The sequence below is a fragment of the Methylocystis sp. B8 genome, assembly GCF_005771425.1.
Classification (GTDB): Bacteria; Pseudomonadota; Alphaproteobacteria; order Rhizobiales; family Beijerinckiaceae; genus Methylocystis.
The window spans coordinates 202015-226315 of sequence record NZ_VBTZ01000005.1 but is presented as its reverse complement, the minus strand read 5'-3'; the positions used below and the strand labels follow the sequence as shown (position 1 = coordinate 226315).

Here is a 24301-nt window from a genome sequence, read left to right as displayed (position 1 = left end):
CGGCCTTGAGGCGCTCGATCTTTTTCGCATCCGAGTCAACGCAAATGACGTTGTGGCCAAAGTCAGCAAAACACGCGCCCGACACCAGACCCACATAGCCCGAACCAATCATCGTAATGTTCATCAATCGCCTCTCTGGTAACCCCTGCGCGATCCGCTGATCTGGCGCGGTCCACGGCTAAAAGAGCGAGAATGGGACTGTCGGGAGAACGCGCATCGTGCGCCGCCTAAACAGTCCCGTCTGCGCTCCCTGGAAGGAAATCGTCGTCACTCGCCGCCGTGAGCGGTTGCATTCCCGGACGCAAAGACAGCTCACCCTCCGATGCCAAAGGCGGCAAGCGCCGCCATATTGACGATCTCAGTATCCGTCGCGCCGAGTTGGACGATCTGAATCGGTTTGTCGAGTCCGACAATCAGCGGCCCGAGCACGGTCGCGCCGCCCAGTTCCTGTAACATTTTTGTCGAAATAGCCGCCGAATGAAACGCCGGCATGACAAGCACGTTCGCCGTGTCGCTGAGGCGGGAGAACGGGTAGGCGCTCATCAGCTCCTTGTTGAGCGCAATATCCGCGCCCATCTCGCCCTCATACTGGAAGTCGACGCGTCGGCGGTCGAGCACATTGACCGCCTGATGAACGCGCGCCGTACGTTCGCCGGGCGGATAGCCGAATGTCGAAAAGGCAAGCATGGCGACTCGCGGCTCCAGGCCAATGCGGCGCGCCACGCCCGCCGCCTCAATAGCGATTTCGGCCAGTTCCTCGGCGTCGGGCATTTCGGTGATCGCCGTGTCAGCGACGACCACGATGCGGCCGTTGGCGAGTATGAGCGAAGCGCCGATCACGCGGTGGCCGGGCTTGGCGTCGACGACGCGACGCACGTCTTCGAGAGCGTGGGAGAAGTTGCGCGTCACGCCTGTCACCATGGCGTCGGCGTCGCCCTGCGCCACCATCGCCGCGGCGAAATGATTGCGGTCCTGATTGATCAGCCGCTGGCAGTCGCGCATGAGAAAGCCCTTGCGCTGCAGGCGCTCGAACAGGAACTGCGCGTAGACCGCGTTGCGGTGAGAGAGTTTGGCGTTGTGGATTTCGATTTCGGCGGGGAGCTCGAGGCCGGCGTTCGCCGCCGCTTCCTTGACGCGATCCTCGCGGCCGACAAGCACGGCGCGTCCGAAACCCTGATGGACGAAGGCAAGCGCGGCGCGGATCACCTGCTCTTCTTCGCCTTCTGCGAAGACGACGCGTTTCGGATCACGCCGAACGCGTTCGTGAATCGTCTGCATAAGGCCGGCGATCGGATCGCGGCGCGCCGAAAGCTCGGCGCGATAGGCTTTCATGTCGACGATTGGGCGTCGCGCGACGCCGGTGTCCATCGCCGCCAGCGCCACCGCAGGTGGGATAACGGAAATCAATCGCGGATCAAAGGGCGCTGGGATGAGATAGTCGCGCCCGAAACGGGGACGCGCGCCGCGATAGGCGTTCGCCACTTCGTCAGGAACGTCCTCACGCGCAAGTTCGGCGAGGGCGTGTGTAGCAGCGATCTTCATCTCCATGTTGATTGTGCGTGCGCGAACGTCGAGCGCGCCGCGAAAAATGTACGGAAAGCCGAGAACGTTATTGATCTGATTTGGGTAGTCGGAACGGCCCGTGGCGATGATCACATCCGGGCGCGCAGCGCGCGCTTCTTCAGGGGTGATTTCTGGGTCTGGGTTCGCCATGGCGAAAACGATCGGATTGTCGGCCATGCTTAGAAGCATGTTCGGCGTCAGGGCGCCTTTGACGGAAAGTCCGTAAAAAATATCCGCGCCTTCCAGCGCCTCGGCAAGCGTGCGCGCCTTGGTGTCGACGGCATGCGCGCTCTTCCACTGGTTCATCCCCTCCTGGCGGCCGCGATAGACGACGCCCTTGGTGTCGCAGAGGATCATATTACGCGAATCGAAGCCGAGCGCCTTAGCGAGATCGAGGCAGGCGATGCCCGCCGCGCCGGCGCCGTTACAAACGAGCTTCGCTGTTTTGATGTCGCGTCCGGTCAGCAGCAGCGCGTTGAGAAGGCCGGCCGCCGAGATGATCGCCGTCCCGTGCTGATCATCGTGAAAGACTGGAATGTCCATGAGGTCGCGTAGCCGCTCCTCGATGACGAAACATTCCGGGGCCTTGATATCTTCGAGATTGATTCCGCCAAATGAGGGCCCGAGATAACGCACGGCGCTGACGAATTCGTCGACGTCCTTCGCGTCGATCTCGAGATCGATCGAGTCGATGTCCGCGAAGCGCTTGAACAGCGCGGCCTTGCCTTCCATCACCGGCTTCGCCGCTAGCGCCCCGAGATCGCCGAGACCGAGGACAGCGGTGCCGTTGGTGATGACGGCCACCATATTGCCGCGAGTCGTGTAATCGAAGGCTGCTGAAGGATCCTTGGCGATGGCGAGCACAGGCGCGGCGACGCCCGGCGAATAGGCGAGCGACAGATCACGCTGAGTGGCCATTGGCTTCGAGGCGACGACGGCGAGCTTTCCGGGCCGGCCGCGCGAATGAAACAGCAGCGCCTCCTTGTCCGAAATCGTCGCGCGCTGTTCTCCCTCCACCCGATTATCCGCCATGTCGTCGGCCATATTCGCCCCTTTGCTGATGCAGCGCGGCGACCATAACCGGAGCGTGGCGGCGTTCACAAGCGCCTTGCCCTCGAAGCCGACGGCGCCCAGCAAAGCCCCGGAAGACGCCTCTTCCGGGGCCTTTCTTTCAGGGAGCGCGCGGAATGTTGAAGACCAGCGGCGCGCCGTCTTCTCCACCGTCGGAAAGCACGAGCAATCGGTAGCGATCCGCAGTCATGCCGAGCAGCGTGATCGCTTCCGGCCTGATCGGTTTGCCTTTTTCGCCAAGGGGAGCCTTTTTCAAATCGAGAACCGCAAGCTCGCTCGCTCGCATTGCTCCCTCGTAAGGCTTTTCAATTTGGAATATGGAATAGCCCACGAGTCTCTCATCGTCATCCGGGCCGACAAGCGCCAGTAGCGCATCGCCCGCGACGGTAAGATCGCGAATGGCGCGCTTGTCCCCCACCTGTATGCGGCCTACGCTCGGCGTCGCGTCGCCGCCCTCAAACAGCGCCTTCGCATTTACGCCGACAATCAAAGCTTCTCCGTTTATCGCGGGGCCTCGGAAGCCAAAATAAAGTCGCCCATCCTTGGCCGCGACGCCCTCGATGTTGACGCCTTGTCTGCCTTTAAGGTCTTTCCTCTCTTTCGGCGGGTCGTCGCCGAGGCAAGCCTGGAGGCCGGCATGACCAGCGAATTCCGGCAGGCGTTCGATGATGTTCCAGAGTTCTTCAGAAGGCTTAATCGGGCCGGATGTTCGTTTCACGGCGTCGATCTCGAAGCGGAGCACAACGCGATTCGCGGGGTGGTCTTCGCAGGTTTTTCGCTTCACCGAATGCGATCCGACAATGTAGAAAAATTTACCGTCGGTTGCGGCGCCCTCAGCGTCAAACTCCTCTGATGCGACGGGCAAAGAAAAAGGCCCGTCCGGCGTCAAATGTCCCTCGGTCAAGCGGACGAAAGCCGCCTCGCGTCCTTCGTCCGTCACGATGAGACAAAAATCCGGCGCACTGGGGACGCAAACAATGCCGCTGATGTTGGCTCGCTCCTTAGCCGTCGAAAACGTTGGCGGGGAAACACTCCAGGGAATAGGCGATTCCGGTGCGACGCGGTCTGCGGCGAAGGCAGCTGAGCAAAGCCAAGCGGCGGTCGCGGCAATTTGGTGGGCGGCGGCAATCATCGAACTCTCCAATAATGATGCAAAACTACCGCAAGACCAACCTACGCGCAGGAAGATATGTCGTCCACATGCAAGTGGGCGCCCTGCGTGGCGCCTGCGTTGCGAGGTCGCTAAACTGGCGCCGATGAAACACGCCGCGCCCCCTTTCTCGCCAAATCCGGATGACAAGGCGTCGGCGCGCGCGACTCCGATGATCGCGCAATATATCGAGATCAAGGCGGCCAACGCCGATTGCCTGCTCTTCTACCGCATGGGCGACTTCTACGAGTTGTTTTTCGAGGACGCGCAAACGGCGTCGCGCGCGCTGGGCATCATGCTCACCAAACGCGGAAAACATCTCGGCGAAGATATTCCGATGTGCGGCGTGCCGGTGGAGCGCGCCAATGATTATCTGCAAAAGCTCATTGCGCTCGGACACCGCGTCGCCGTCTGCGAGCAGATCGAAGATCCGGCAGAAGCGAAAAAACGTGGCGCAAAATCCGTCGTGCGGCGCGACGTCGTGCGGCTCGTTACGCCAGGCACGATCACCGAAGAGACGCTGCTCGATCCGGCGAAGCCCAACGCTTTTTTGGCGGTGGCGCGTTTGCGCGGCGAAGACGGCCGATGGCGCTATGGGCTTGCGAGCGTCGATATTTCGACGGGCGCGTTCACGGTTTGCGAATGCGAAGAAAATGGGCTTGGGGCCGAGATCGCGCGTCTGGAGCCGCGGGAAATCGTCGCGGCCGATACGCTATGCAGGCAGCCTTCGCTTTCAGCGCTCTTCGAGGCCGCCGGCGTTCCCGTCGCGCCGATCGGTCGTGAGATTGGCGACGGCGCCGACGCCGCGCGACGGCTGATGAATTTTTACGCCGTCGCGACGCTTGAGGGCTTCGGCGCATTGAGCGAGCCCGAACTCGCCGCCGCCGCAACCGCGATCCTTTATGTCGAGCGCACGCAAAAGGGACAGCGCCCGGCGCTCTCGCGTCCAACGAGCTTGCGCGAACTGACGACGCTCGAAATCGACGCGGCGACGCGCGCCAATCTCGAACTTACGCGGACGCTTTCCGGCGCGCGCGAGGGCTCGCTGCTGTCGGTCGTCGATCTCGCCGTCACGCCAGCCGGCGCGAGGCTTTTAGCGGAGCGAATTGCCGCGCCTTTGACGGACCCGCGAGCCATCATAGCGCGGCTCGACGCCGTCGACTTCTTCCTTGAAAGATCGGATTTTCGCGGCGCGCTTCGCGCGAAGCTTGCACGCGCCCCGGACCTTTCCCGCGCGCTGTCGCGCCTTTCATTAGAGCGAGGAGGACCGCGCGATCTCGCAAGCGTCGGCGTCGCGCTCGACACGGCGCGGGATATTGCCGGTCTCTTTGCTAAGTTCGATCTCCCACCGGAGATCGCGGCGGAAACGGAAGCGCTTTCTCAAGCCGATGCTGCGCTCGCCGGCCGGATAGCCGCGAGCTTGAGAGACAGCCTGCCGCTCGACAAGCGCAATGGCGATTTCATTCGTGAGGGCAGAGACGCCGAGTTGGACGAAGCGAGACGCCTTCGCGATGAAAGTCGCAAGGTGATCGCTGAGCTGCAAGGACGCTACGCCGAGCTCACTGATACGAAGCTGAAGATCAAGCACAATAATTTTCTCGGATTCTTTCTCGAAGTCTCACTGGCGCAGGGCGAGAAGCTGCTGCGGCCGCCGTTTGACGCGACCTTCACGCATCGCCAGACAATGGCTGACGCGATGCGCTTTTCCACGCGCGAACTCGTCGAGCTCGAAGCCAAGATCGCTTCGGCTGCCGACCGCGCGTTAGCGCGGGAATTGGCGATCTTCGATGCGCTGTCAGCCGAGGTTTGCGCGCAGGCCGAAGACTTGCGGCGCCTCGCCGAGGCTTTCGCGCGGCTCGACTTGTATGTCGCGCTTGCCGAAGTCGCGGACAAGCGCGGCTGGACGCGCCCAATGATCGACGCTTCGCTCGATTTTGAGATCGTCGGCGGGCGTCATCCGGTGGTCGAAGCCTCGTTACAATCGCAGGGCAAGGCCTTTGCTGCGAACGATTGTGATCTCGGCGGAACCGATGGCGGACGGATCGCGGTCGTCACGGGCCCGAATATGGCGGGCAAGTCGACCTATCTGCGTCAGAACGCGCTCATTGCGCTCCTGGCGCAGACCGGCTCTTATGTTCCCGCGCAGTCCGCCCACATCGGCGTCATCGACAGGCTATTCTCTCGAGTCGGCGCTTCGGATGATCTCGCCCGTGGTCGCTCGACCTTCATGGTCGAGATGGTCGAAACCGCGGCGATCTTGAACTGCGCGACGCCGCGCTCGCTCGTTATTCTCGATGAAATCGGGCGCGGCACGGCGACATTCGACGGGCTGTCGATCGCCTGGGCGACGATCGAACATCTACATGAAGTCAATCGCTCGCGCGCGATCTTCGCCACGCATTTCCATGAACTGACGCAGCTCGCGAAGAGACTGCCGCGCCTCGTCAATCTGACGATGAAGGTGACGGATCACGCCGGCGATATCGTGTTTTTGCACGAAGTGATCAAAGGCGCCGCGGACCGCTCCTACGGCGTGCATGTCGCGCAACTCGCGGGACTTCCAGCAAGCGTCGTCGCCCGCGCGCACGCCATCCTCGCAGAATTGGAAGCGGCTGATCGTCGCGCGCCGGTCGAAACATTGATCGACGATCTCCCGCTCTTTGCACGCGTCGCCGAGGCGCCGGCGCCGACGGACGCGTTGCGCGACGCGCTCAAAGAGATCGATCCGGATCAGATGTCGCCGCGTGAAGCGCTCGCGGCGCTTTATGAATTGAAGAAGAAACTTTGAAAGCGTCGCTTGCGCTTCGAAACGAAGCATAGAGGCTCGTGACTAAGTCGCAGACTGCGACGCCTTCGAAGACACACAATCCATCAATGAGTTCGTTGCGCTCTTTCGTCGACGCCAAGCGCGTCGAACGAAAGGCAAGGATCGTCTGCGCGCGGCGCTGTCTGCGGCATTGCTAGGCGTGTCCGCCTTCTATCAGGGACGGCGCAATTAAAACTACTCTGACGTGGAGAATGAAGCATGATTCTCGTGTTGGTCTTTGTGGGCGTCGCTTTGGCGACCTTTGGCGTGCTCTCATTGCTCGACGTGCAGTTTAGAGCAAGCAAAGTGACGGCGGTGACCGCCTTTCTTGGCGGGATGGGGATGGTCGTCGGCGCTGAAGCCGGATTAATCGGCTCCAGTTCATCGTTTTACAAAGCGCAACAAATACAGACGTCGGCCTGCGAATTGGACGGCGAGTCGGCATATCCCGAAAATCGCCGCTTCGATGCAAATCAGCTTATTCGCAAATACATTCTGGGTTGCATGGCGCGGTCGGGCTATGCCTGGACGACCGATCACGAGCATTGCAAGGAAGCGCCGCTCGCGACAAATCCTTTATGCTATCTACCGACCGGTCTTTTTGATCGTGCGGTGACGAGAGTCCAGGTTGCCTTCGAATGAGACAGGCGATGGCGTTCTCTCACCGCTAGGGAACGTAACGCGCGAAGATGAATTGCGTGTCGCCATAGCGGCGTTCGTCTTCGCGCACGAAAGATGGCGGCAAATCGATGTGCGCCTTGGCGCTTTCTTCGATGACGACGATCGCGCCCGGCGCAAGCCATCCGCCGTCAACAAGCGCGATGAGCGCGGGCGTCGCGAGATCTTTGCCGTAGGGCGGATCGAGGAAGGCGAGCGAAAATTGTTCGCTCGGCGGCGCCGCGCCGAGCTTGGTGGCGTCGCGGCGAAAGATGCGCGTGACGCCGCCCAGCCCAAGAGCTTCGATGTTTGCGCGCAATAAGGCGCGCGCCTCTGTTCCGTCGTCGACGAAAAGCACGCGGGCCGCGCCGCGCGACAAGGCCTCAAGTCCGAGCGCGCCAGCGCCGGCAAAAAGGTCGATGACATTCGCGCCGGTAACCGCGTCGTTGAAGCGATGCGCGAGAATATCGAAGACGGATTCGCGCAGGCGTTCGGAGGTTGGTCGGATCGCCTGCGAACGCGGTCCGAAGAGCGCCCGACCGCGCAGGGCGCCGCCGACAATCCGCATGGCCTAGGCGCCGCGTGGTTTGCGTGGTCCTTTGCGCGGCGCGCCGGCCCCGCCTCGAGCAGGACCGGTTCGGGGCGTCTTGCGCGGACCCGTCGAGGCGTCGCCTTTGCGCTGCGATCGCGCCCCGTCTTCGCCGCGGGAGGCTCGTGGTCCACTTGATTTGTTGTGTGCGGAAAATTTGTGTTTGCTGCGCGTCTTGTCGAATTTCGGCTCGTGGCCCTGACGCTCGGCGCCGTCGCGACCGGCGGCGCGATCGCGACGTGGCGAAGCGCTTTCGAAATGCGCAGCTTCATGATGGGCGCCGAGATCACGCGGTTTGCCGCGGTCCGAGCGTCGTTCGAATCTTTGCTCGTGACGCGGCGCTTCTTCGCCCCGCGTAGTTTGGCGTCGGCGCGTTGGGCGCTCGCTGCGCGGCTCTTCCCACTGCGGCGGCGAGCGACGCGCTTGCGTCGGCTGCCGCTCGTCTCGTCTCGTCTCGTCGCGCACGAAACGCTCTCCGCGTGTAGGGCGTTCGCCGCGCATCGATTCGAAGCGTCGCGCATTGCGCGATAAGCTCTCTTCTTGCGCCTTGCGTTGAACCGGCGTCACGCGTTCGACGGCGACGGCGCGGCCCTTGCGGTCGGCGACGGCGCCGCGCGTGACGCGCGCGCGCGGTCCGACATCGCGCCCTTCATCACGTTCCTTGCGCAGAGTCGAGAAATGTTTGCGCGAGCGCTTCTCGGCGCGCTCGCGAATCTCCTGCTGTTCCGCCGGCGTCTTCTCGCGCAGCGGCGCGGCGAAATCGGCGCCGGCGAGCTCGGCGAGCGATTTGCCCAATTGTTCTCGGAGCGTTTTAAGCCGAACCTCCTCGACCACGCCTTCCGCGAGATCGCCGAGCTGGAAGGGACCGTAGGACACGCGAATGAGTCGCGTCACATCGAGCCCCAGATGCGCCATGACGCGCTTGATCTCGCGGTTCTTGCCCTCAGTGAGGCTCATCGCAATCCAGGCGTTTGCCCCTTGCGTGCGTTCGAGCCGCGCCTCGATTGGCGCATAATTGACGCCCTCGATCGTCACGCCGTGGCGCAGTGAATCGAGCTGCGCCTGATCGATCGCGCCATGCGCCCGCACGCGATATCGCCGCGTCCAACCGGTCGCTGGCAATTCAAGCGTGCGCGCCAGGCCGCCGTCATTCGTGAGCAGCAGGAGCCCTTCAGTATTGATATCGAGCCGACCGACGCTGACGAGCCGCGGCAGATCTGTATGGCGTTCCTCGAGATAAGAGAACACGGTGGGACGGCCTTCTTCGTCGCGCGCCGTGGTGACAAAGCCCGCAGGCTTATGGAAGAGAAAGAGCCGCGTGCGCTCGCGCGCCTGCATCGGCGCGCCGTCGATCGTGATCTTGTCGCTCTCACGCACATTGAATGCTGGGCTTGTCAGCGCGCGACCATTGACGGCGACGCGCCCTTCAGCGATCCAGCGCTCGGCGTCGCGGCGCGAACAGACTCCGGCGCGCGCCATGACCTTGGCGATTCGATCGCCTTCGAAAGCTTTGTCATGGGGCGCGGGCTCAGGCGCGGCGCCGCGCTTCTTGGCGGGATATTTGGCGCGCGCGCTTTCGGAGTCGCGCGAGGCGGGCTTGTCAAAGCGAGGTTTGTCAAAGCGAGGCTTATCCGAGCGCGGCTTTGCTGGTCTTGCGTCTTCGCGCCCGACGGCATGAAGCGCCGGAGTTTCCCTGGCGCGGCGGCGTAAGGGCCGGTCGCCGCCGGCGGAGCCGGAGCGGGTATTTCGGTTCTTTTCGGTCATGGGTTCTGATAGCAGGCAGAAAGCGCCCTTTGAAGCGCGATCGCTTAAGAGATGGGTATGAACGCCGACGATCCTTTCAGCGCCGCCTTCGAGCAGGCGCGCGCTGCGGCGGCTGCGGGCGAAGTCCCGGTGGGCGCAGCGCTTGCGCGCAATGGCGAGGTCATCGCGGCCGCGGGCAACCGAACGTTGCGCGACCGCGACCCGACCGCGCACGCCGAGATGCTCGTCATTCGCGACGCCTGCGCCGCGATCGGCTCTGAGCGCCTGGTCGAATGCGATCTCTATGTGACGCTCGAGCCCTGCGCCATGTGCGCGGCCGCGATCAGCTTCGCGCGCATCCGGCGGCTCTATTATGCGGCGAGCGATCCGAAGGGCGGGGCGGTCGAACACGGGCCGCGGTTCTTCTCGCAGCCGACATGCCATCATCGGCCCGAAGTCTATGGCGGCATTCGCGAGAGCGAAGCGGCGCAGCTCTTGCGCGAATTCTTTCAGGCGCGACGCTAGCGCGCCGCGAAAAAGTGGAATCCGGTTTTTTGCTCAAAGCGCGCTCTGATTTAAGGGATGGAGCAGGATTCACGTTTGAAGCGGATCGCGTCTTCGATCCGCTTCAAACGATCCTGCTCCGAGCTTCTAGCCGCAGCGCCGCCTGCGCCAGCCCGTGGCGCAGCGTGTCGCGGCAGGCGTCGCCGGCGGCGAAAATGCGCGACGCTTTGAAGAGGTCAAGCGCGAGATATTGATGCACTTCAGGACGGATCAGAACGTCGGGCGGGCGCTCGGCGATCATGCGCGAGCTGATCGCGTTCATCATGATCTGGCTCGCAACGATCATCGTCTCGAAGGCGGAAGGCGCTCCCTTGCCGGTCTCGACGCCAAAATTGCCGGAGACGTCGACGGCGATGACGATGTCGGCAAGGCCCCAGAGATGATCATAGGGGAGCGGATTAACCAGTCCGCCATCGACGAAATAGCCATGATCGCTTGCGGCGGCGCGCACGACGCCCGGGATCGCCATCGAGCCCGCCACGGCGGGACGCAATGGCCCCGTGGCGAAAACCGCCTCGACGCGCCGGCGAAAGTCCGTCGCGATGACCTGCAGAGGAATGCCCAACTCTTCGAAACGCTCTGGCATGCCGTGAGGCCAAAAGGCCTGAAGAAAGCGCTCGCCATCGAACAGCAGCGGATGTGCGACGCGGGAAAGAAGGCGCTTACGTCCGCGGGCTCGCGCGTGAAGCAGCCGACGCGCCAGCCCGATGCGGTTCTTAAGAATGGCCTGGGTGTGGGCGCGCAGTTCCACGCCCGAGAAGCCTGCGGCATAGGCGGCGCCGATGATCGCGCCAATCGACGCCCCGGCGATCGCGACCGGGCGCACGCCCATTTCGTCCAGCGCTTCAAGCACGCAAATATGCGCGAGTCCGCGGGCGCCGCCGCCGCCGAGCGCAAGCGCGACGGTCTTCCCGCGGTAGAGACTCACAGAAATTCCTCCAGGACGGCGAGCGTCTCCGCGGGCGCTTCCTCCATCGGATAAAGGCCGGAGTCAACGCGCGCTTCGACGACATCGTCGCCCCATTCGCGCCACGCGGCGATAAGCGGACCGTTCGCGGGAAAAGTTACGTCGCCCGAAACGATAAGCGTCGGCATAGCGAGTTTGTCGCCATTTGCTTTATTGTCCGCAAGATGCTCGCGATCGATGGTCGCCCCGGCGCGAAAATCTTCGCAGAAGGCGTGAATGCGCGCTGGGTCGTTGAAGGCCTGGCGATAGGCGGCGAGGGCGTCTGCCCCGAATGCCTCGAGCGATTTCGCCTTTGTAGCGTTCATCAGCGCGTCATCGAGAAAGCCGATCGGATCGAGGCCGATCAGCTCTTCAGGCTTCGGCGCCTCAGATGCGAAGAAACGCGCCCGTCCGACGCGCTGCAAATCTCCGTCGCCGAAAGCATCATCGATCGGCGCGATATTGATGAGCGCAATCCGATCCAGCCGGCCAGGTTGATCGAGCGCGAGCCGCTGGCCGACGCGCGCGCCTCTGTCGTGACCAACGAGCGAGAAGCGCACATGCCCGAGCGACTCCATGACCGCGACAATATCGCCGGCCATTTCACGTTTCGTATAATTCTCGCCCTTTTCGCTCTCGGGAACGGCCGACCAGCCATAGCCGCGCAGATCCATCGCAACGACAGTAAAGCGTTTGGCGAGCGCCGGCGCGATCTTATGCCAGGCGACGTGCGTCTCGCCGAACCCGTGCAACAGAACCACGGGTCGGCCCTCGCCACGGACACGGGCGAAAATCTTTCCTGCCGGCGCGTCGATCCAATGCGAAGCGAAACCCGGGAACAGATGCGCGTGATCGGACATTCGTTACAACCATCTCCTCTAAAGCGAGCGTGTCTACGCGAACGTTATACAGTATCACCGTCGACGTCCTCGAAATATATATCGCTGATCGTCAAGGGACTATGTCACGAAGATCGCGCCTCTTGTTTGCTTGAAAAGGAAGCTGAAGCGCTCCAATGTTGAGTAAGGTCAAAAAATTTTTGAAGCAATACGCGCAACGAGGGAGAGAGACATGGCAAGCCAGATCGTCAATGAAGTCGTCGCCGCGAACAACGCTTATGCCGGCAGTTTCGGAAAGAAGAGCGAACTTGCGCTGCCGCCGGCGCGCGGTTTCGCGATCCTGACCTGTATGGACGCGCGTCTTGATCCCGCGAAATACGCGGGTCTCTCGGAAGGCGACGCGCATGTGATCCGCAACGCCGGCGGGCGCGCATCTGACGACGCGATTCGTTCGCTCGTGATTTCGCACAAGCTGCTCGGGACCAAGGAGTGGTTCGTCATTCACCACACAAATTGCGGCATGGAGCTTTTTTGCGATGAGGTCATGAGCGAGTTGTTGGACGACAATCTCGCGACGGCGAGTTTCGACGGCAAGAACTGGTCGAATCCGCAACATGGCGGCGGCTGCTCAGCCGGCCACTTCGTCAAGTGGCATACGATCAAAAATCAGGAGGAAAGCGTCGCGCAGGACGTCGCGCGCATCCGTTCGCATCCGCTCGTGCCGAAGAATATCCCGATCTACGGCTACATCTATGATGTGAAGACCGGCAAGATCAACGAGGTCGCGGAAGCGACGAAAGTTGGTAAGGCGGCGTAACGCGTCAGTTTTTCCCTGGATCCCCGATCGCGCTTCGCGCGTCGGGGATGACAGAATGCGTCGCGCAATGCCTTCACTGCGCGATTTCTATTCCACCGCGCCGCCGCGGGCGCGCCAGCCGCCGGTGCCCGGGGCGTAGTGGCAGACATCCTTCCGTCCTACGCTTTGCGCTTGCGCCAGGGCCTTGGCCGAACGCCCGCCCGCCTGACAAATAAGGACAACGTCGCCCTTCGGAAGCTTCGTCGGATCGAAACTCGAGAGCGGCATGTTCTTGGCGCCCGGCACATGGCCGGCGCCATATTCATGCGGCTCGCGCACATCGACGATGGCGCAGGATTTGTCCGCCACGATTCGGCAGAAATCTTCGTGCTCGATCGTTGGCGCCGCGCCGCCGCCAGCAAGTTTCGACAAGAGAGAGCCCAGGGTCATTTTCGTTCCTTTCTTCTCAGGCTTGCTTTTCGGCGTCGAACTGGGCGAAGGCGGCGAGCGCGTGGCTCGCATACATCACCGATGGTCCGGCGCCCATGTAGATGCTCATGGCGAGCGTCTCCATCACCTCCTCGCGCGTCGCGCCGCGCTGCGACGCGGCCTTGGCGTGGAAAGCGATGCAATCGTCGCAGCGCACCGCGACGCTGACCGCGAGCGCGATCAGTTCCTTTGTCTTTGCGTCGAGCGCGCCTTGCGCCCCCGCGGACATCGCCATCGCCGAAAAGGCTTTCATCACTTCCGGCGAGCCGCCGCGTAATTCCCTTATGTCGGCGGAGAGCTTCTTGGCGAGCGCCGCCCAGTCTTCAATCATCAGGCTCTCCTTGGGATTTCATCATCGCGCAAGACGACGTAGATCGCGGGAATGACAAGCAGGGTCAGCGCCGTCGACGAGGCGAGGCCAAAGACGAGCGAAATGGCGAGCCCCTGAAAGATCGGGTCCGTGAGGATAAAGGCCGCGCCGATGATGGCCGCCGCGGCGGTGAGGAAAATCGGCTTGAAGCGGACGGCGCCCGCTTCGATCAGCGCAGCGCGCAAGCTCATCCCACGCTCCCGCAAATGCCGAATGAAGTCGACGAGCAGGATCGAATTGCGCACGACGATGCCGGCGAGCGCGATGAAGCCGATCATCGAAGTGGCGGTGAAGGCGGCGTTGAACAGGAGATGCCCGATGACGATGCCGACGAGCGTTAGCGGCACCGGCGCAAGAATGACGAGCGGCAGTTTGAACGAGCCGAACTGCGCCACGACGAGGAGATAGATGGCAAGTAGCGCCACCATGAAAGCAGCGCCCATGTCACGGAAAGTGACATAGGTCACTTCCCACTCGCCGTCCCAGAGCAGCGTCGGCTGTGAATCGTCGAGCGGCTGGCCGTGATATTTGATCGTCGGCGGACCAGAAGGCCCCCAATCGATCTTGTCGATCTCGTTTTCGACCGCGAGCATTCCGTAAATTGGCGCTTCGAAACGTCCGGCGACCTCAGCGCTGACCATTTCGGCGAAGCGGCCGTTGTGACGGAAAATCGGATAGGAGCCGAGTTCGCGCGTCGCCTTGACGACGTCGCCGAGCTCGACATTGGCGCCCTGGCGCACCGTGCCGCCGGCGGGCAGCGGCGTCGACAGGATGCGTTCGCTCGTCGTCATCGCCGCGCGCGGCAAGGCGACGGAAATGTCGACGGGCTTGGCGCCGCCGCCCTTTTGCGAAAAGCCGATCTTCACCCCGCCGACCAGAGCCCCGATCGTGTCATAGACGGCGCGTTCCTCGACGCCGTGATATTCGAGCGCTTCCTGGTCGATCTCGAAGCGCAGACGTTCGGCGCGCTGGCCGAAGCTGTCGTCCGTATCGACGACGAAATCGACCGCATCGAAAGCCTTGCGCACTTTCGCCGCAAGATCGCGCCGCGACTGGGCGTCCGGACCGTAGACTTCGGCGAGAAGCGTCGACAGCACCGGCGGACCCGGCGGCACCTCCACGACCTTGATCGCAGTATGCGCGGGCGCCGGCAGGCCTTCGAGCTTCTTTCGAATATCGAGCGCAATCGCATGGCTTGGGCGGCCGCGCTCGCCTTTCGGCTGCAGATTGATGGCGAGATCGCCCATCTCGGGCGCCTTGCGCATGTAGTAGTGACGCACGAGGCCGTTGAAGTTGAAGGGCGCGGCCGTGCCGGCATAGGACTGAACAGAGGTAAGCTCTGGAATGTCCTTCAGCCGCTCGGCCGCAGCCGTCAGCACCCGATCCGTTTCTTCAAGCGAAGCGCCGCGCGGCAGATCGACGACCACCGCGATCTCGGACTTGTTATCGAAGGGCAGGAGCTTCACGCGTACGGTCTTTGTCACGAAGAGCCCCATGGAAAGGAGCGTCGCGACGCCAACGCCTATAAGAAACCGCTGCGAGCGCTTGCGGCCCTGTAGCAAGGGCGTCGCGACGCGCACGTAAAAATTGCCCATTGCGCCGCGTTCATGCGCATGGTCGACGCCGTCGCCGCGCTCCTGCTCGAACCGCTTGCCGGCGATCTTGAGCAGCAGCCACGGCGTAATCGTCATGGCGACAAAGAAGGAGAACACCATCGCGAGCGAAGCGTTTGCGGGGATCGGGCTCATATAGGGGCCCATGAGACCCGAGACGAACATCATCGGCAGCAGCGCCGCGACGATGGTGAGCGTCGCGACAATGGTCGGGTTGCCGACTTCCGCGACAGCCTCGACCGCCGTGTCGATCAGGCTGCGCGAGCCGCGCATATGCCAGTGGCGCACGATATTTTCGACGACGACGATCGCGTCGTCGACGAGAATGCCGATCGAAAAGATGAGCGCGAACAGGCTGACGCGATTGATCGTATAGCCCATCAGCCATGAGGCGAAGAGCGTGAGCAGAATTGTCGTCGGGATAATGACCAAGACGACGACGCCCTCGCGCCAGCCCACCATCACCACGATCAGCGCGACGATCGAGACGGTCGCGAGCGCGAGATGGAACAGCAGCTCATTGGCCTTTTCCGTGGCCGTTTCGCCATAGTCGCGCGTCACCGCGATCTCGATATCCTCGGGGACGATGCGGCCTTTGACGGCCTCGAGCCGACGCATGATCTCATCGGCGACGATGACCGCGTTGGCGCCCCTGCGCTTGGCGATGGCGATGCTGATGGCGGGGCGCTTGTCGAGACCGCCGGCGGCGTTGCGCGTCATCGTCCAGCTGCGCCGGTCTGGCTCGGCGGCGCCGACGCGCACGTCGGCGACGTCCTTCACATAGACCGGCCGCCCGTCTCTTGTGGTGAGCAGCAGCAGGCCGACGTCCGGCACGCCCTGAAGCGTCTGGCCGGCGACGACGGGCACCGCGCGATTGTCTTCGCGAAACGCGCCGACCAGGAAAGAACGATTGGCGTTGGTCAATTTGTCGATGAGCTGGTTGAGCGTTACCCCGTATTGCGACAGGCGTTCGGGATCTGGTTCGACGCGGATCTGATTGGGACTGCCGCCGACGATATAGCTTAGGCCAACGTCATTGACCTTGGTGAGATCGTGCTGCAATTCCTCAGCGACCTGATAGAGGCCGTTGTCGGTCCACCGATCGGCGCGCTCCGGCTTCGCCGAAAGCGTCAGCACGACGATCGCGACGTCGTCGATTCCACGGCCGACGATCAGCGGCTCCGGAATGCCTTTCGGCAGATCGCCGATATTGGCGCGTATCTTTTCGTGGATGCGCACCACCGCATTATCCTGCGGCGTGCCGACGTAAAAGCGCGCGGTGACGACCACATTATCATCGCGCGTCTGAGAATAGACATGCTCGACGCCGTTGACGCCCTTGATGATGTCTTCGAGCGGGCGCGTGATGAGTTCGATCGCGTCTTCCGCCTTATAACCGTTGGCCGACACCATGATGTCGACCATCGGCACGGAGATCTGCGGCTCCTCCTCGCGCGGCAGCGAACGCAGCGCGATCAGCCCGACAAGGATCGAGGCGAGCAGCAGCAGCGGCGTCAGCGGCGAATTGATGAAGGCGCGCGTCAGCGTTCCCGAAATGCCCGGGCGAAACTCTTCGCTCATGGCGTCGAGACCACGTCGCCGTCGTGAAGGCCGGAAAGAATTTCGACGTTGTCGCCGCGCCGCTCGCCAAGCTGCACGACGATTTCTTCGCCGGAGGCAAGGCGGACAAAGTCCACGCCGGCGCGACGATAGACGGCGGCGCGCGGGATGATGATCGTATCGCGCTTGCCCGTCGTGACATAAACGCGCGCGCGTTCGCCGACGAAATAATCGCCCAGTCCCTGGACGTCGACGTCGGCGATGACGCGTCCGCCCTGGATCTCCGGATAGACGATGCGCACGCGCCCCTGCTTGCGCTCGCCGCCCGCTTTCTCATGCAGACCACGCTCGCCAATCTCGACCTTGTCGCCGGCGCGCATGAACCGCGCATGGCGCTCGGGCAATTGCAGGCGCAGAATGTATTTGTCTTCGGCGATGGTCGCGATTGTTTCGCCAGGCATCACCACGCGGCCGACGGAGGCCGGAATAGTGAGCACGCGTCCTGGCCCCGGCGCGCGCACGGAGCCTTCCGCCGCCTGTTGTTCGATCACGCCGCGATCGGAACGCAGCGCCGCCAAATTGCGCTCGCCAACGTCGAGCGCCGTCTTCGCCTGATCGAAAAGCGCCTTTGTGTATACTCCGCGCCGAAACAATTCCTGCGCGCGGTCGAAATCATTCTGCGCCTTGTCGCGTTGCGCCTGCTGCGATTGAATGCGCTGATCAAGCGCCTGCATCTGCAGGAAGAGTTTCTGGTCGACGACCGTGGCGATCTCGGCGCCGCCCGCGACGTCATCGCCCTCTTTGATTTTCAGCGCGCTCACCGTGCCGCCAATGCGGGCCCGCGCCGTCAATTGATGCGCCGGTTCGACTGATGCGACGACCGCCTTGAGGTCCTCGACCGGGGCCACTCGGATCGTGACCTCTCCGGCCTCCGCCGCCGTGCAGAAAGCGAGTGCGGCAAGGAGCGCCGTCGGCGCGAGATGCAAGCAGCCAATTCGTCTCATGCGCCCATTTATATGCAAGAAACGTAAATTAGCAATAGCGAATTTAATGCCTGTGAGATCGTCAGCCCCAAAGCTTGCACCAGCCGCGCGCGCTGACCGGACCGCTCACCACGCCGCAGCCCGACGGCGGGTAGAAATAGGAGCAATTGGCGCAGCTTTGTCCGCCGTTCGGCGCGCCGCGATAATTGGCGGCCGCTTTGCTCGACTTCGCTTGCGCGGCGGTCGTCGCGTTAAGGCCCGCGACGACCGCTCCCAATATCGAGATCAATGAGCGCCGCGTGAGAGCGCGAAAATCAGCCATTCCCTCTCCCATGAAATTCCCTGTCGTGAGGCGCTTCTTTAAATTAGCTATAGCTAATATAGTATGCGAGGCCGTAGGCCAGAATGTGGCATTTCGCTCTCCCGCCGCGGATCGCCGGGCTTGACAATTATATTCAATATTCTTAATTTAGCGATCATGAATGTAAATCTGCTCCAGCTCGCGCCGAAAGCCGCGGAGGCCGAGAGCTTTCTCAAGGCGCTCGCCAACCGGCATCGATTGATGGTGCTATGCCAATTGCACGGGGGCGAGCTGTCGGTGACGAAGCTTCAGGAGGCGATCGGCCTCAGTCAGTCGTCATTATCCCAGCATCTCGCCCGCCTGCGCGAAGACAAGCTCGTCAAGACTCGCCGCGAATCGCAGACGATCTATTATTCCTTGGCCGATGGAAACGTCTCGCGGATTATCGGTCTGCTCTATGAGATGTTTTGCGCCGAGCAGTGCGGCAGGCCAGTTAAACCGCGGGCGCGCGCCAAATCGAGGGAGCTCACGCCATGAGAATTCGCCATGAGCATTGATCGAATCGTCATGGCCTTCGCCGGCTCCATGGTCCTATTGAGTTTGCTGTTGTCACAGTTGGCAAGTCCGTGGTGGCTCTTGCTCGCCGCTTTCGTTGGCGTCAATCTGCTGCAGGCGGCCTTTACGGGCTTTTGCCCGCTGGCGCGCGCGCTGAAGCGGCTCGGCGCCAAACCGGGCGCCGCTTTTTAAATTTCATAGATATTGCTGCGCGCCGAACAGCCGGCGCATTTGTAATGGCAACCTTGGTTCGCTAGCGACGAAGGGCAGACGGTGCTGTCGGATTGGATCGAAGAAACGCCTTCCTTGCGCAGCCTCGACGCCGCGACGAAGACGCTCCTGCGCGAGTCCGCGGTGCGTAAGCAAATACCGCGCGGCGCCGTTCTGTTTCGACCCGGCGATCCATGCGTGCAATTTCCGCTGATCGTCTCCGGCTCAGTACGCGTGCAGCGGGTGACCGAATCGGGGCGCGAGATCGTGCTCTATCGGGTCGGCGCGAATGAAACCTGCATTCTGACCACGGCGTCGCTACTTTCAGACGACGCTTACGCCGCCGAAGGCGTCGCCGAGACGAACGTAATCGCCTATGTCGTCCCCACCGATCGATTCAATGCGCTGATGAACGCTTCCCAAAGCTTTCGAGCGCTGGTGTTCGAGGGTTACAGCAAGCGTCTCGCTAATCTGATGTCCCGTATCGAGGAGATCGTTTGCACGCGCATCAATGTGCGGCTCGCCGAACGTCTTCTCGCCCTTCGCGACGCCGGCGACAAGATCGTCGCGACGCAGCAGGCGCTCGCCGCTGATCTCGGTACGGCGCGCGAAGTCGTCGGCCGCACGCTGAAGGCCTTTGAGCGTTCGGGCTGGGTAAAATTGTCGCGCGGCGGCGCCGAGATCGTCAATCTGGCGGCATTGCGCTCGCTCTGCGACGCGCAGCGTGACTAAGTCGCGGACATGCGCGCCGCGATCACGCATGTCATCGACAACGGCGTAACCGTCAGCGCGAAAACTTTGTGCGCGCAACGCGCGTGGAGGGACGTAAATGGCTCATATCGTTATCATGGGCGCGGGGATCGGCGGCGTCGCCGCCGCGATCGAAGTTCGCGAGGGACTTTCAAAGCAACACCAGGTCACGGTCGTTTCGGATCTTGAGAATTTCCAGTTCACGCCATCCAATCCATGGCTCGCCGTGCAATGGCGCAAGCCTGAGGAGCTCAAGGTGCCGCTCGCGCCGGTGTTCAAGCGAAAGAACATCGGCTTCATTCCCGTCGGCGCGAAGCGCGTTCTGCCCGCCGAGAATCGCCTCGAACTGGAAAATGGCGAGAGCGTCGCTTACGACTATCTCGTCATTGCGACGGGACCGAAGCTCGCTTTCGAGGAACTGCCTGGGCTCGGACCGCATGCCGGACATACGCATTCGATTTGCACGCTGCAGCATGCCGAGCTCGCGTCGAAAGCCTATGAGGAGTTCTGCAAGGATCCCGGCCCGATCATCGTCGGCGCGGCCCCCGGCGTCTCCTGCTTCGGCCCGGCCTATGAATTCGCCATGATTCTTTCCACCGATCTTCGTCGGCGCGGCATAAGGCACAAGGTGCCGATGACCTATGTCACGTCGGAGCCCTATATCGGTCATCTGGGTTTGGGCGGCGTCGGCGATACCAAGGGCATGCTCGAGTCGGCCTTCCGCGATCGCGACATCAAATGGATCGTCAACGCGAAGACGACCGCGATCGAACCCGGCCTACTCAAATGCGCCGAACTCGACGACCAGGGACAGGTCAAGAAAGAGCACGAAGTGCCGTTCAAATTCGCCATGGTGATGCCGGCCTTCAAGGGCGTTGACGCGCTGATGGGAGTCGAGGGGCTGGTCAATCCGCGCGGCTTCGTCATCATCGACAAGAATCAGCGCAATCCGAAATATCCGAATGTCTTCGGCGTCGGGGTCTGCGTCGCCATACCGCCTGTCGAGGCGACGCCGGTCCCGACCGGCACGCCGAAGACTGGCTACATGATCGAGTCGATGGTGACGGCGACGGCGCATAACATCGCCGCGCTCATCGCCGGGCGCGAAGCGAAGGAAGAAGGCACGTGGAATGCAGTTTGCTTGGCGGATTTCGGCGACAAGGGCGTCGCCTTTGTCGCGAAGCCGCAGATTCCGCCGCGTAACGTCAACTGGTCGAGCGAAGGGCGCTGGGTGCATCTTGCGAAGGTCGCTTACGAAAAATACTTCCTTCGCAAGGTTCGCAAGGGACAAAGCGAGCCTGTGTACGAGCGTTACATCATGAAGCTGCTCGGCATCGAACGACTGCGTCGCGCTCTGTCATAACCGGGCGCCCGGGCCATGCAATGCTAGGGATAAGTCGATGCGGACAAGGCCCTTAGGACGCGAGATCGCCATCGCGCTCGCTTTCAAGCTGATGGCGCTCGTCGCGCTCTACCTCATGTTTTTCGGTCCCGCGCATCGAATCAAGGTGACGCCGGCTGAGATGGCGGAGACGCTCTCCGCCGCCGCGCCGCGCTGACATCCTTCGGAGCTCAAAATGTTCGAACTCGACGTCGTCACTCTCTCGCGCCTCCAATTCGCGCTGACGGCGATGTATCACTTCCTGTTCGTGCCGCTGACGCTCGGACTTGCGCTGCTGCTCGCCATCATGGAAAGCGTCTATGTGATGACGGGACGAACCGTCTGGCGTGACGCGACGCAATTCTGGGGCACGCTGTTTGGCATCAACTTCGCCATGGGCGTCGCAACAGGCGTCACCATGGAATTCCAGTTCGGCACCAATTGGGCCTATTACTCGCATTATGTCGGCGACATTTTCGGCGCGCCGCTCGCGATCGAAGGTTTAATGGCCTTCTTCCTCGAGGCGACCTTCGTCGGATTGTTCTTCTTCGGCTGGAAGCGCTTAAGCAAGGTGCAGCATCTCATCGTCACTTGGCTTGTCGCGCTCGGCGCGAATTTCTCGGCGCTATGGATTCTCGTCGCCAACGCCTGGATGCAGAACCCGGTCGGAGCCGCCTTCAATCCGCAGACGATGCGCATGGAGCTCACCTCCTTCATGGAGGTGTTGTTCAATCCCGTCGCGCAGTCGAAATTCGTGCATACGGTCAGCGCCGGCTATGTCACGGGCGCGATGTTCGTGATGTCGATCGGCGCCTATTACGTCTTGAGGCGTCGCCATATCGAGATCGCTCGCCGGTCGCTGACGGTCGCCGCGAGTTTCGGGCTTGCGTCCGCGCTTTCAGTCGTCGTGCTCGGCGACGAGAGCGGCTATACCGCGGGCGAGAACCAGAAGATGAAGATCGCCGCGATCGAGGCGATGTGGGAGACGGAGCCGCCGCCGGCGTCCTTCACGCTCTTCGGCTTTCCCGACCTCAAGAACGAAACGACGAAAGACGAGATCAGAATACCCTGGGTCCTGGGACTGATCGCGACGCGTTCGCTGGATAAGCCCGTCGAGGGCGTGAAGCCGCTGGTTGCGCGCGCGGAAGCGCGCATCCACAACGGCATGGCGGGCTATCAGTGGCTCGCGAAAGAGGGCGGCCATCCGAACGCCGCGGTTCCTACCGAACTCGAATCCTCAATGCGCGACGTTGGCTATTCGCTGCTCGTCAAGCGCATTCGGCCGGACATCGAAAATGCAACCGACGCCCAGATTCACGAAGCGGCGCTGTCGACGATTCCCGACGTGCCAGTGCTGTTCTGGTCGTTCCGCGTCATGGTGGCGCTCGGCTTTTACTTCATCGCGCTTTTCGCTGTCGCCTTCTATCTCTCGAGCCGGCGACGCTGCGGAAAGCCCTGGTTCTTGCGCATGACGATGTATAGCTTGCCGCTGCCCTGGGTCGCCGCCGAACTCGGTTGGATCGTCGCCGAATATGGCCGGCAGCCGTGGATTATCGACGCGACGATGCCGACTTTCCTTGGCGTCTCCAACATCCCCGCATCGAATGTCGCGGCGAGTCTCGCTGCCTTCGTGCTGTTCTACAGCGCGCTGGCCATCATCGATATTGCGCTCATCGTCAAATATGTCTGTATCGGCCCGCGCTCGGAAGAGCCTCAACCTTCGGGCGCGCCCGTGCTTCCCGCATCGGCTCCCGCGCAAACGAGATAGGAAAGGCGAAAGCGATGTTCGACTATATGACGCTTCGCCTCATCTGGTGGGCGCTGCTTGGCGTGCTGCTTGTGGGTTTCGCCATTTTCGACGGCTTCGACATCGGCGTCGCCATGCTGCATCCCTTCGTCGCGCGAAACGACTTGCAGCGGCGCGTGACGTTGAACACGATCGGTCCCGTCTGGGAGGGCAATCAGGTCTGGTTCATCCTCGGGGGTGGCGCCGCTTTTGCCGCCTGGCCGCCGCTCTATGCCGTGTCCTTTTCCGGCTTCTACCTTGCGATGCTGCTGGTGCTGATCGGCCTTATTCTGCGGCCGGTGGCGATCACCTTTCGCGACAAGAGGCCGGAAAGCGGGTGGCGCGAGACCTGGGACTGGTTCTTCTTCATTTCAGGCCTTGTGCCCGCGCTGATCTTTGGCGTCGCCTTCGGCAATCTTCTGCAGGGCGTTCCCTTTCATTTCGACCAGGCGCTGCGCGCGACCTATGACGGCGGGCTCCTCGGCCTGCTCAATCCCTTCGCTCTGCTCTGCGGGCTCGTGAGCGTCGTGATGCTCGCGATGCAAGGCGCAGCGTGGCTGAGCGTGAAGAGCGAGGGAGAGGTCGCCGTCCGCTCCCGGCGATATGGCGCGCTCGCGGCGATCTTGCTTATCCTGCTTATCTCCGCGGCGGGAGCGTGGACCATGCTCGGCGTCGAAGGATATCGCATCGTCGGCGTCATCGACCATGCTGGGCCGTCCAACCCGCTGACGAAGTCCGTGACGCGAGAGGCCGGAGCCTGGCTCGATAATTATCGCGTCTATCCCTGGATGATCACGGCTCCCGTCGCCGCCTACCTCGGAGCGTTCCTTGCGGCGCTCGGCTTTGCGTTCTCGGCGAAAAAGTTTGCGCTTCTCGCCAGCAGCCTTTCCGTCGCGGGCGTCGGCGCCATGGCGGGCTTCAGCATGTTTCCCTTCCTGCTGCCGTCGTCGTCTCACCCGAGCCAGGGCCTAACGGTTTGGGACGCTTCGTCCAGCAAAGCGACGCTCTCTCTTATGCTCCTGGCGGTGATCGTCTTTCTGCCGATCGTCCTCGCCTACACGAGTTGGGTTTACTACGTGCTGCGCGGCGCCGTGAGCGAGGCGGCGATCCGTCGCGGCGACGACTATTATTATTGAGCGGGAGAAAGGCGAAGCATGTGGTATTTTTCCTGGATATTGGGGCTTGGGCTCGCCTGCGCCTTCGCCATCCTCAACGCCATGTGGCTCGAGCTCGACGACGACGACAGGCAAAAATAGACGGCCCGTGTGAGTTAGTCGCTGAGCAACTTCGCGCAAAGCGATAGGCTCGCAACGCTCGCCGCAGGAGGGAAGGAGACCGTCATGGAAGCCAATATCGGAAAGACCGATCGGATCATCCGCATCGTGGCAGGCCTGTTGTTGCTCAGTCTCGTTTTCATCGGTCCGAAGACGCTGTGGGGACTCGTCGGACTCATTCCGTTGGCGACGGCCTTCATCAACTTCTGCCCCGCCTATAAGCTTCTGGGCATGGACACGCTCGGCAAATAACCCGACAAGCAATTCCCTCGCGCACGGGCCACGGCGCGGTAAGATGCGGCCGA

General features: G+C 62.2%; 25 protein-coding genes. 13 read left to right on the top strand and 12 right to left on the bottom strand.

Annotation, left to right across the window (positions count from 1 at the left end):
- From FEV16_RS11010 to FEV16_RS11000, 3 genes are all read right to left on the bottom strand, one after another.
- A partial coding sequence (locus tag FEV16_RS11010; RefSeq protein ID WP_138167664.1) for a hypothetical protein occupies nucleotides 1-124 on the bottom strand: 124 nt, incomplete at its 3' end.
- 188 nt (nucleotides 125-312) lie between these two features.
- A complete protein-coding gene (locus tag FEV16_RS11005) occupies nucleotides 313-2607 on the bottom strand; it encodes an NADP-dependent malic enzyme (RefSeq protein WP_171015201.1) in 2295 nt (764 codons plus the stop codon).
- Between the two features lie 127 nt (nucleotides 2608-2734).
- On the bottom strand, nucleotides 2735-3574 hold the full coding sequence (locus tag FEV16_RS11000) for a DUF3616 domain-containing protein (RefSeq protein WP_171015197.1): 840 nt from the start codon (nucleotides 3572-3574) through the stop codon (nucleotides 2735-2737).
- Nucleotides 3575-3890: 316 nt separating this feature from the next.
- On the opposite strand from FEV16_RS11000, the gene mutS reads away from it, so the two are divergent.
- Nucleotides 3891-6572 carry a DNA mismatch repair protein MutS gene (gene mutS / locus FEV16_RS10995; protein WP_138167662.1) on the top strand — a complete coding sequence of 894 codons (2682 nt, stop codon included), beginning with the start codon at nucleotides 3891-3893 and terminating at the stop codon, nucleotides 6570-6572.
- A gap of 237 nt (nucleotides 6573-6809) precedes the next feature.
- Nucleotides 6810-7232 (top strand): hypothetical protein, encoded by a 423-nt coding sequence (locus FEV16_RS10990; protein WP_138167661.1) that lies wholly within the window; start codon nucleotides 6810-6812, stop codon nucleotides 7230-7232.
- Between the two features lie 25 nt (nucleotides 7233-7257).
- Here FEV16_RS10990 and rsmD read toward each other — a convergent pair whose 3' ends face one another.
- Together rsmD and FEV16_RS10980 are read right to left on the bottom strand one after the other, a co-directional pair.
- Entirely contained in the window at nucleotides 7258-7815 is a 558-nt protein-coding gene (gene rsmD, locus FEV16_RS10985) for a 16S rRNA (guanine(966)-N(2))-methyltransferase RsmD (protein WP_138167660.1), read from the bottom strand.
- A 3-nt stretch (nucleotides 7816-7818) separates the two neighbouring features.
- Complete coding sequence (locus FEV16_RS10980) at nucleotides 7819-9600, bottom strand: pseudouridine synthase (RefSeq protein WP_138167659.1); 1782 nt, start codon at nucleotides 9598-9600, stop codon at nucleotides 7819-7821.
- A gap of 57 nt (nucleotides 9601-9657) precedes the next feature.
- Between FEV16_RS10980 and FEV16_RS10975 the strand changes: the two genes are divergently transcribed.
- Nucleotides 9658-10104, top strand: coding sequence for a nucleoside deaminase (locus FEV16_RS10975; RefSeq protein ID WP_246657278.1), 447 nt, complete (start codon nucleotides 9658-9660; stop codon nucleotides 10102-10104).
- 103 nt (nucleotides 10105-10207) lie between these two features.
- Here the strand turns inward: FEV16_RS10975 and FEV16_RS10970 are convergent, their stop codons facing one another.
- A complete protein-coding gene (locus FEV16_RS10970; protein WP_138167657.1) occupies nucleotides 10208-11071 on the bottom strand; it encodes a patatin-like phospholipase family protein in 864 nt (287 codons plus the stop codon).
- Nucleotides 11068-11949: an alpha/beta hydrolase gene (locus FEV16_RS10965; protein ID WP_138167656.1), complete on the bottom strand. Its 882-nt coding sequence runs from the start codon at nucleotides 11947-11949 to the stop codon at nucleotides 11068-11070. The genes FEV16_RS10970 and FEV16_RS10965 overlap by 4 nt, the downstream gene beginning before the upstream one ends.
- A gap of 211 nt (nucleotides 11950-12160) precedes the next feature.
- Here FEV16_RS10965 and FEV16_RS10960 point away from each other — a divergent pair, with 211 nt between their 5' ends.
- Complete coding sequence (locus tag FEV16_RS10960; RefSeq protein WP_138167655.1) at nucleotides 12161-12745, top strand: carbonic anhydrase; 585 nt, start codon at nucleotides 12161-12163, stop codon at nucleotides 12743-12745.
- A gap of 87 nt (nucleotides 12746-12832) precedes the next feature.
- Here the strand turns inward: FEV16_RS10960 and FEV16_RS10955 are convergent, their stop codons facing one another.
- The 5 genes from FEV16_RS10955 to FEV16_RS10935 form a co-directional block, all read right to left on the bottom strand.
- Nucleotides 12833-13174 carry a rhodanese-like domain-containing protein gene (locus tag FEV16_RS10955; protein WP_138167654.1) on the bottom strand — a complete coding sequence of 114 codons (342 nt, stop codon included), beginning with the start codon at nucleotides 13172-13174 and terminating at the stop codon, nucleotides 12833-12835.
- A gap of 16 nt (nucleotides 13175-13190) precedes the next feature.
- Nucleotides 13191-13544, bottom strand: coding sequence for a carboxymuconolactone decarboxylase family protein (locus FEV16_RS10950; protein WP_138167653.1), 354 nt, complete (start codon nucleotides 13542-13544; stop codon nucleotides 13191-13193).
- Complete coding sequence (locus FEV16_RS10945) at nucleotides 13544-16777, bottom strand: efflux RND transporter permease subunit (RefSeq protein WP_138167652.1); 3234 nt, start codon at nucleotides 16775-16777, stop codon at nucleotides 13544-13546. The genes FEV16_RS10950 and FEV16_RS10945 overlap by 1 nt, the downstream gene beginning before the upstream one ends.
- Entirely contained in the window at nucleotides 16774-17760 is a 987-nt protein-coding gene (locus tag FEV16_RS10940) for an efflux RND transporter periplasmic adaptor subunit (RefSeq protein WP_138167651.1), read from the bottom strand. The genes FEV16_RS10945 and FEV16_RS10940 overlap by 4 nt, the downstream gene beginning before the upstream one ends.
- A gap of 61 nt (nucleotides 17761-17821) precedes the next feature.
- Nucleotides 17822-18061, bottom strand: coding sequence for a high-potential iron-sulfur protein (locus FEV16_RS10935; RefSeq protein WP_138167650.1), 240 nt, complete (start codon nucleotides 18059-18061; stop codon nucleotides 17822-17824).
- Between the two features lie 156 nt (nucleotides 18062-18217).
- On the opposite strand from FEV16_RS10935, the gene FEV16_RS10930 reads away from it, so the two are divergent.
- The 9 genes from FEV16_RS10930 to FEV16_RS10890 all read left to right on the top strand — a co-directional run bounded on the left by FEV16_RS10930 (nucleotide 18218) and on the right by FEV16_RS10890 (nucleotide 24248).
- Nucleotides 18218-18577, top strand: coding sequence for a metalloregulator ArsR/SmtB family transcription factor (locus FEV16_RS10930; RefSeq protein ID WP_138167649.1), 360 nt, complete (start codon nucleotides 18218-18220; stop codon nucleotides 18575-18577).
- A gap of 9 nt (nucleotides 18578-18586) precedes the next feature.
- Nucleotides 18587-18787, top strand: a complete 201-nt coding sequence (locus FEV16_RS10925) for a DUF2892 domain-containing protein (protein ID WP_138167648.1) — start codon at nucleotides 18587-18589, stop codon at nucleotides 18785-18787.
- Nucleotides 18788-18868: 81 nt separating this feature from the next.
- Nucleotides 18869-19537: a Crp/Fnr family transcriptional regulator gene (locus tag FEV16_RS10920; protein WP_138167647.1), complete on the top strand. Its 669-nt coding sequence runs from the start codon at nucleotides 18869-18871 to the stop codon at nucleotides 19535-19537.
- A 97-nt stretch (nucleotides 19538-19634) separates the two neighbouring features.
- Complete coding sequence (locus FEV16_RS10915; protein WP_138167646.1) at nucleotides 19635-20918, top strand: FAD-dependent oxidoreductase; 1284 nt, start codon at nucleotides 19635-19637, stop codon at nucleotides 20916-20918.
- Nucleotides 20919-20955: 37 nt separating this feature from the next.
- Nucleotides 20956-21114 (top strand): cytochrome oxidase putative small subunit CydP, encoded by a 159-nt coding sequence (cydP, locus tag FEV16_RS10910; protein ID WP_138167645.1) that lies wholly within the window; start codon nucleotides 20956-20958, stop codon nucleotides 21112-21114.
- Between the two features lie 18 nt (nucleotides 21115-21132).
- Entirely contained in the window at nucleotides 21133-22704 is a 1572-nt protein-coding gene (locus FEV16_RS10905) for a cytochrome ubiquinol oxidase subunit I (protein WP_138167644.1), read from the top strand.
- 14 nt (nucleotides 22705-22718) lie between these two features.
- Nucleotides 22719-23858: a cytochrome d ubiquinol oxidase subunit II gene (cydB, locus tag FEV16_RS10900; protein ID WP_138167643.1), complete on the top strand. Its 1140-nt coding sequence runs from the start codon at nucleotides 22719-22721 to the stop codon at nucleotides 23856-23858.
- A gap of 18 nt (nucleotides 23859-23876) precedes the next feature.
- Nucleotides 23877-23978: a cytochrome bd-I oxidase subunit CydX gene (cydX, locus tag FEV16_RS10895; protein WP_018406347.1), complete on the top strand. Its 102-nt coding sequence runs from the start codon at nucleotides 23877-23879 to the stop codon at nucleotides 23976-23978.
- 84 nt (nucleotides 23979-24062) lie between these two features.
- On the top strand, nucleotides 24063-24248 hold the full coding sequence (locus tag FEV16_RS10890; RefSeq protein WP_138167642.1) for a DUF2892 domain-containing protein: 186 nt from the start codon (nucleotides 24063-24065) through the stop codon (nucleotides 24246-24248).
- Nucleotides 24249-24301: the final 53 nt, after the last annotated feature.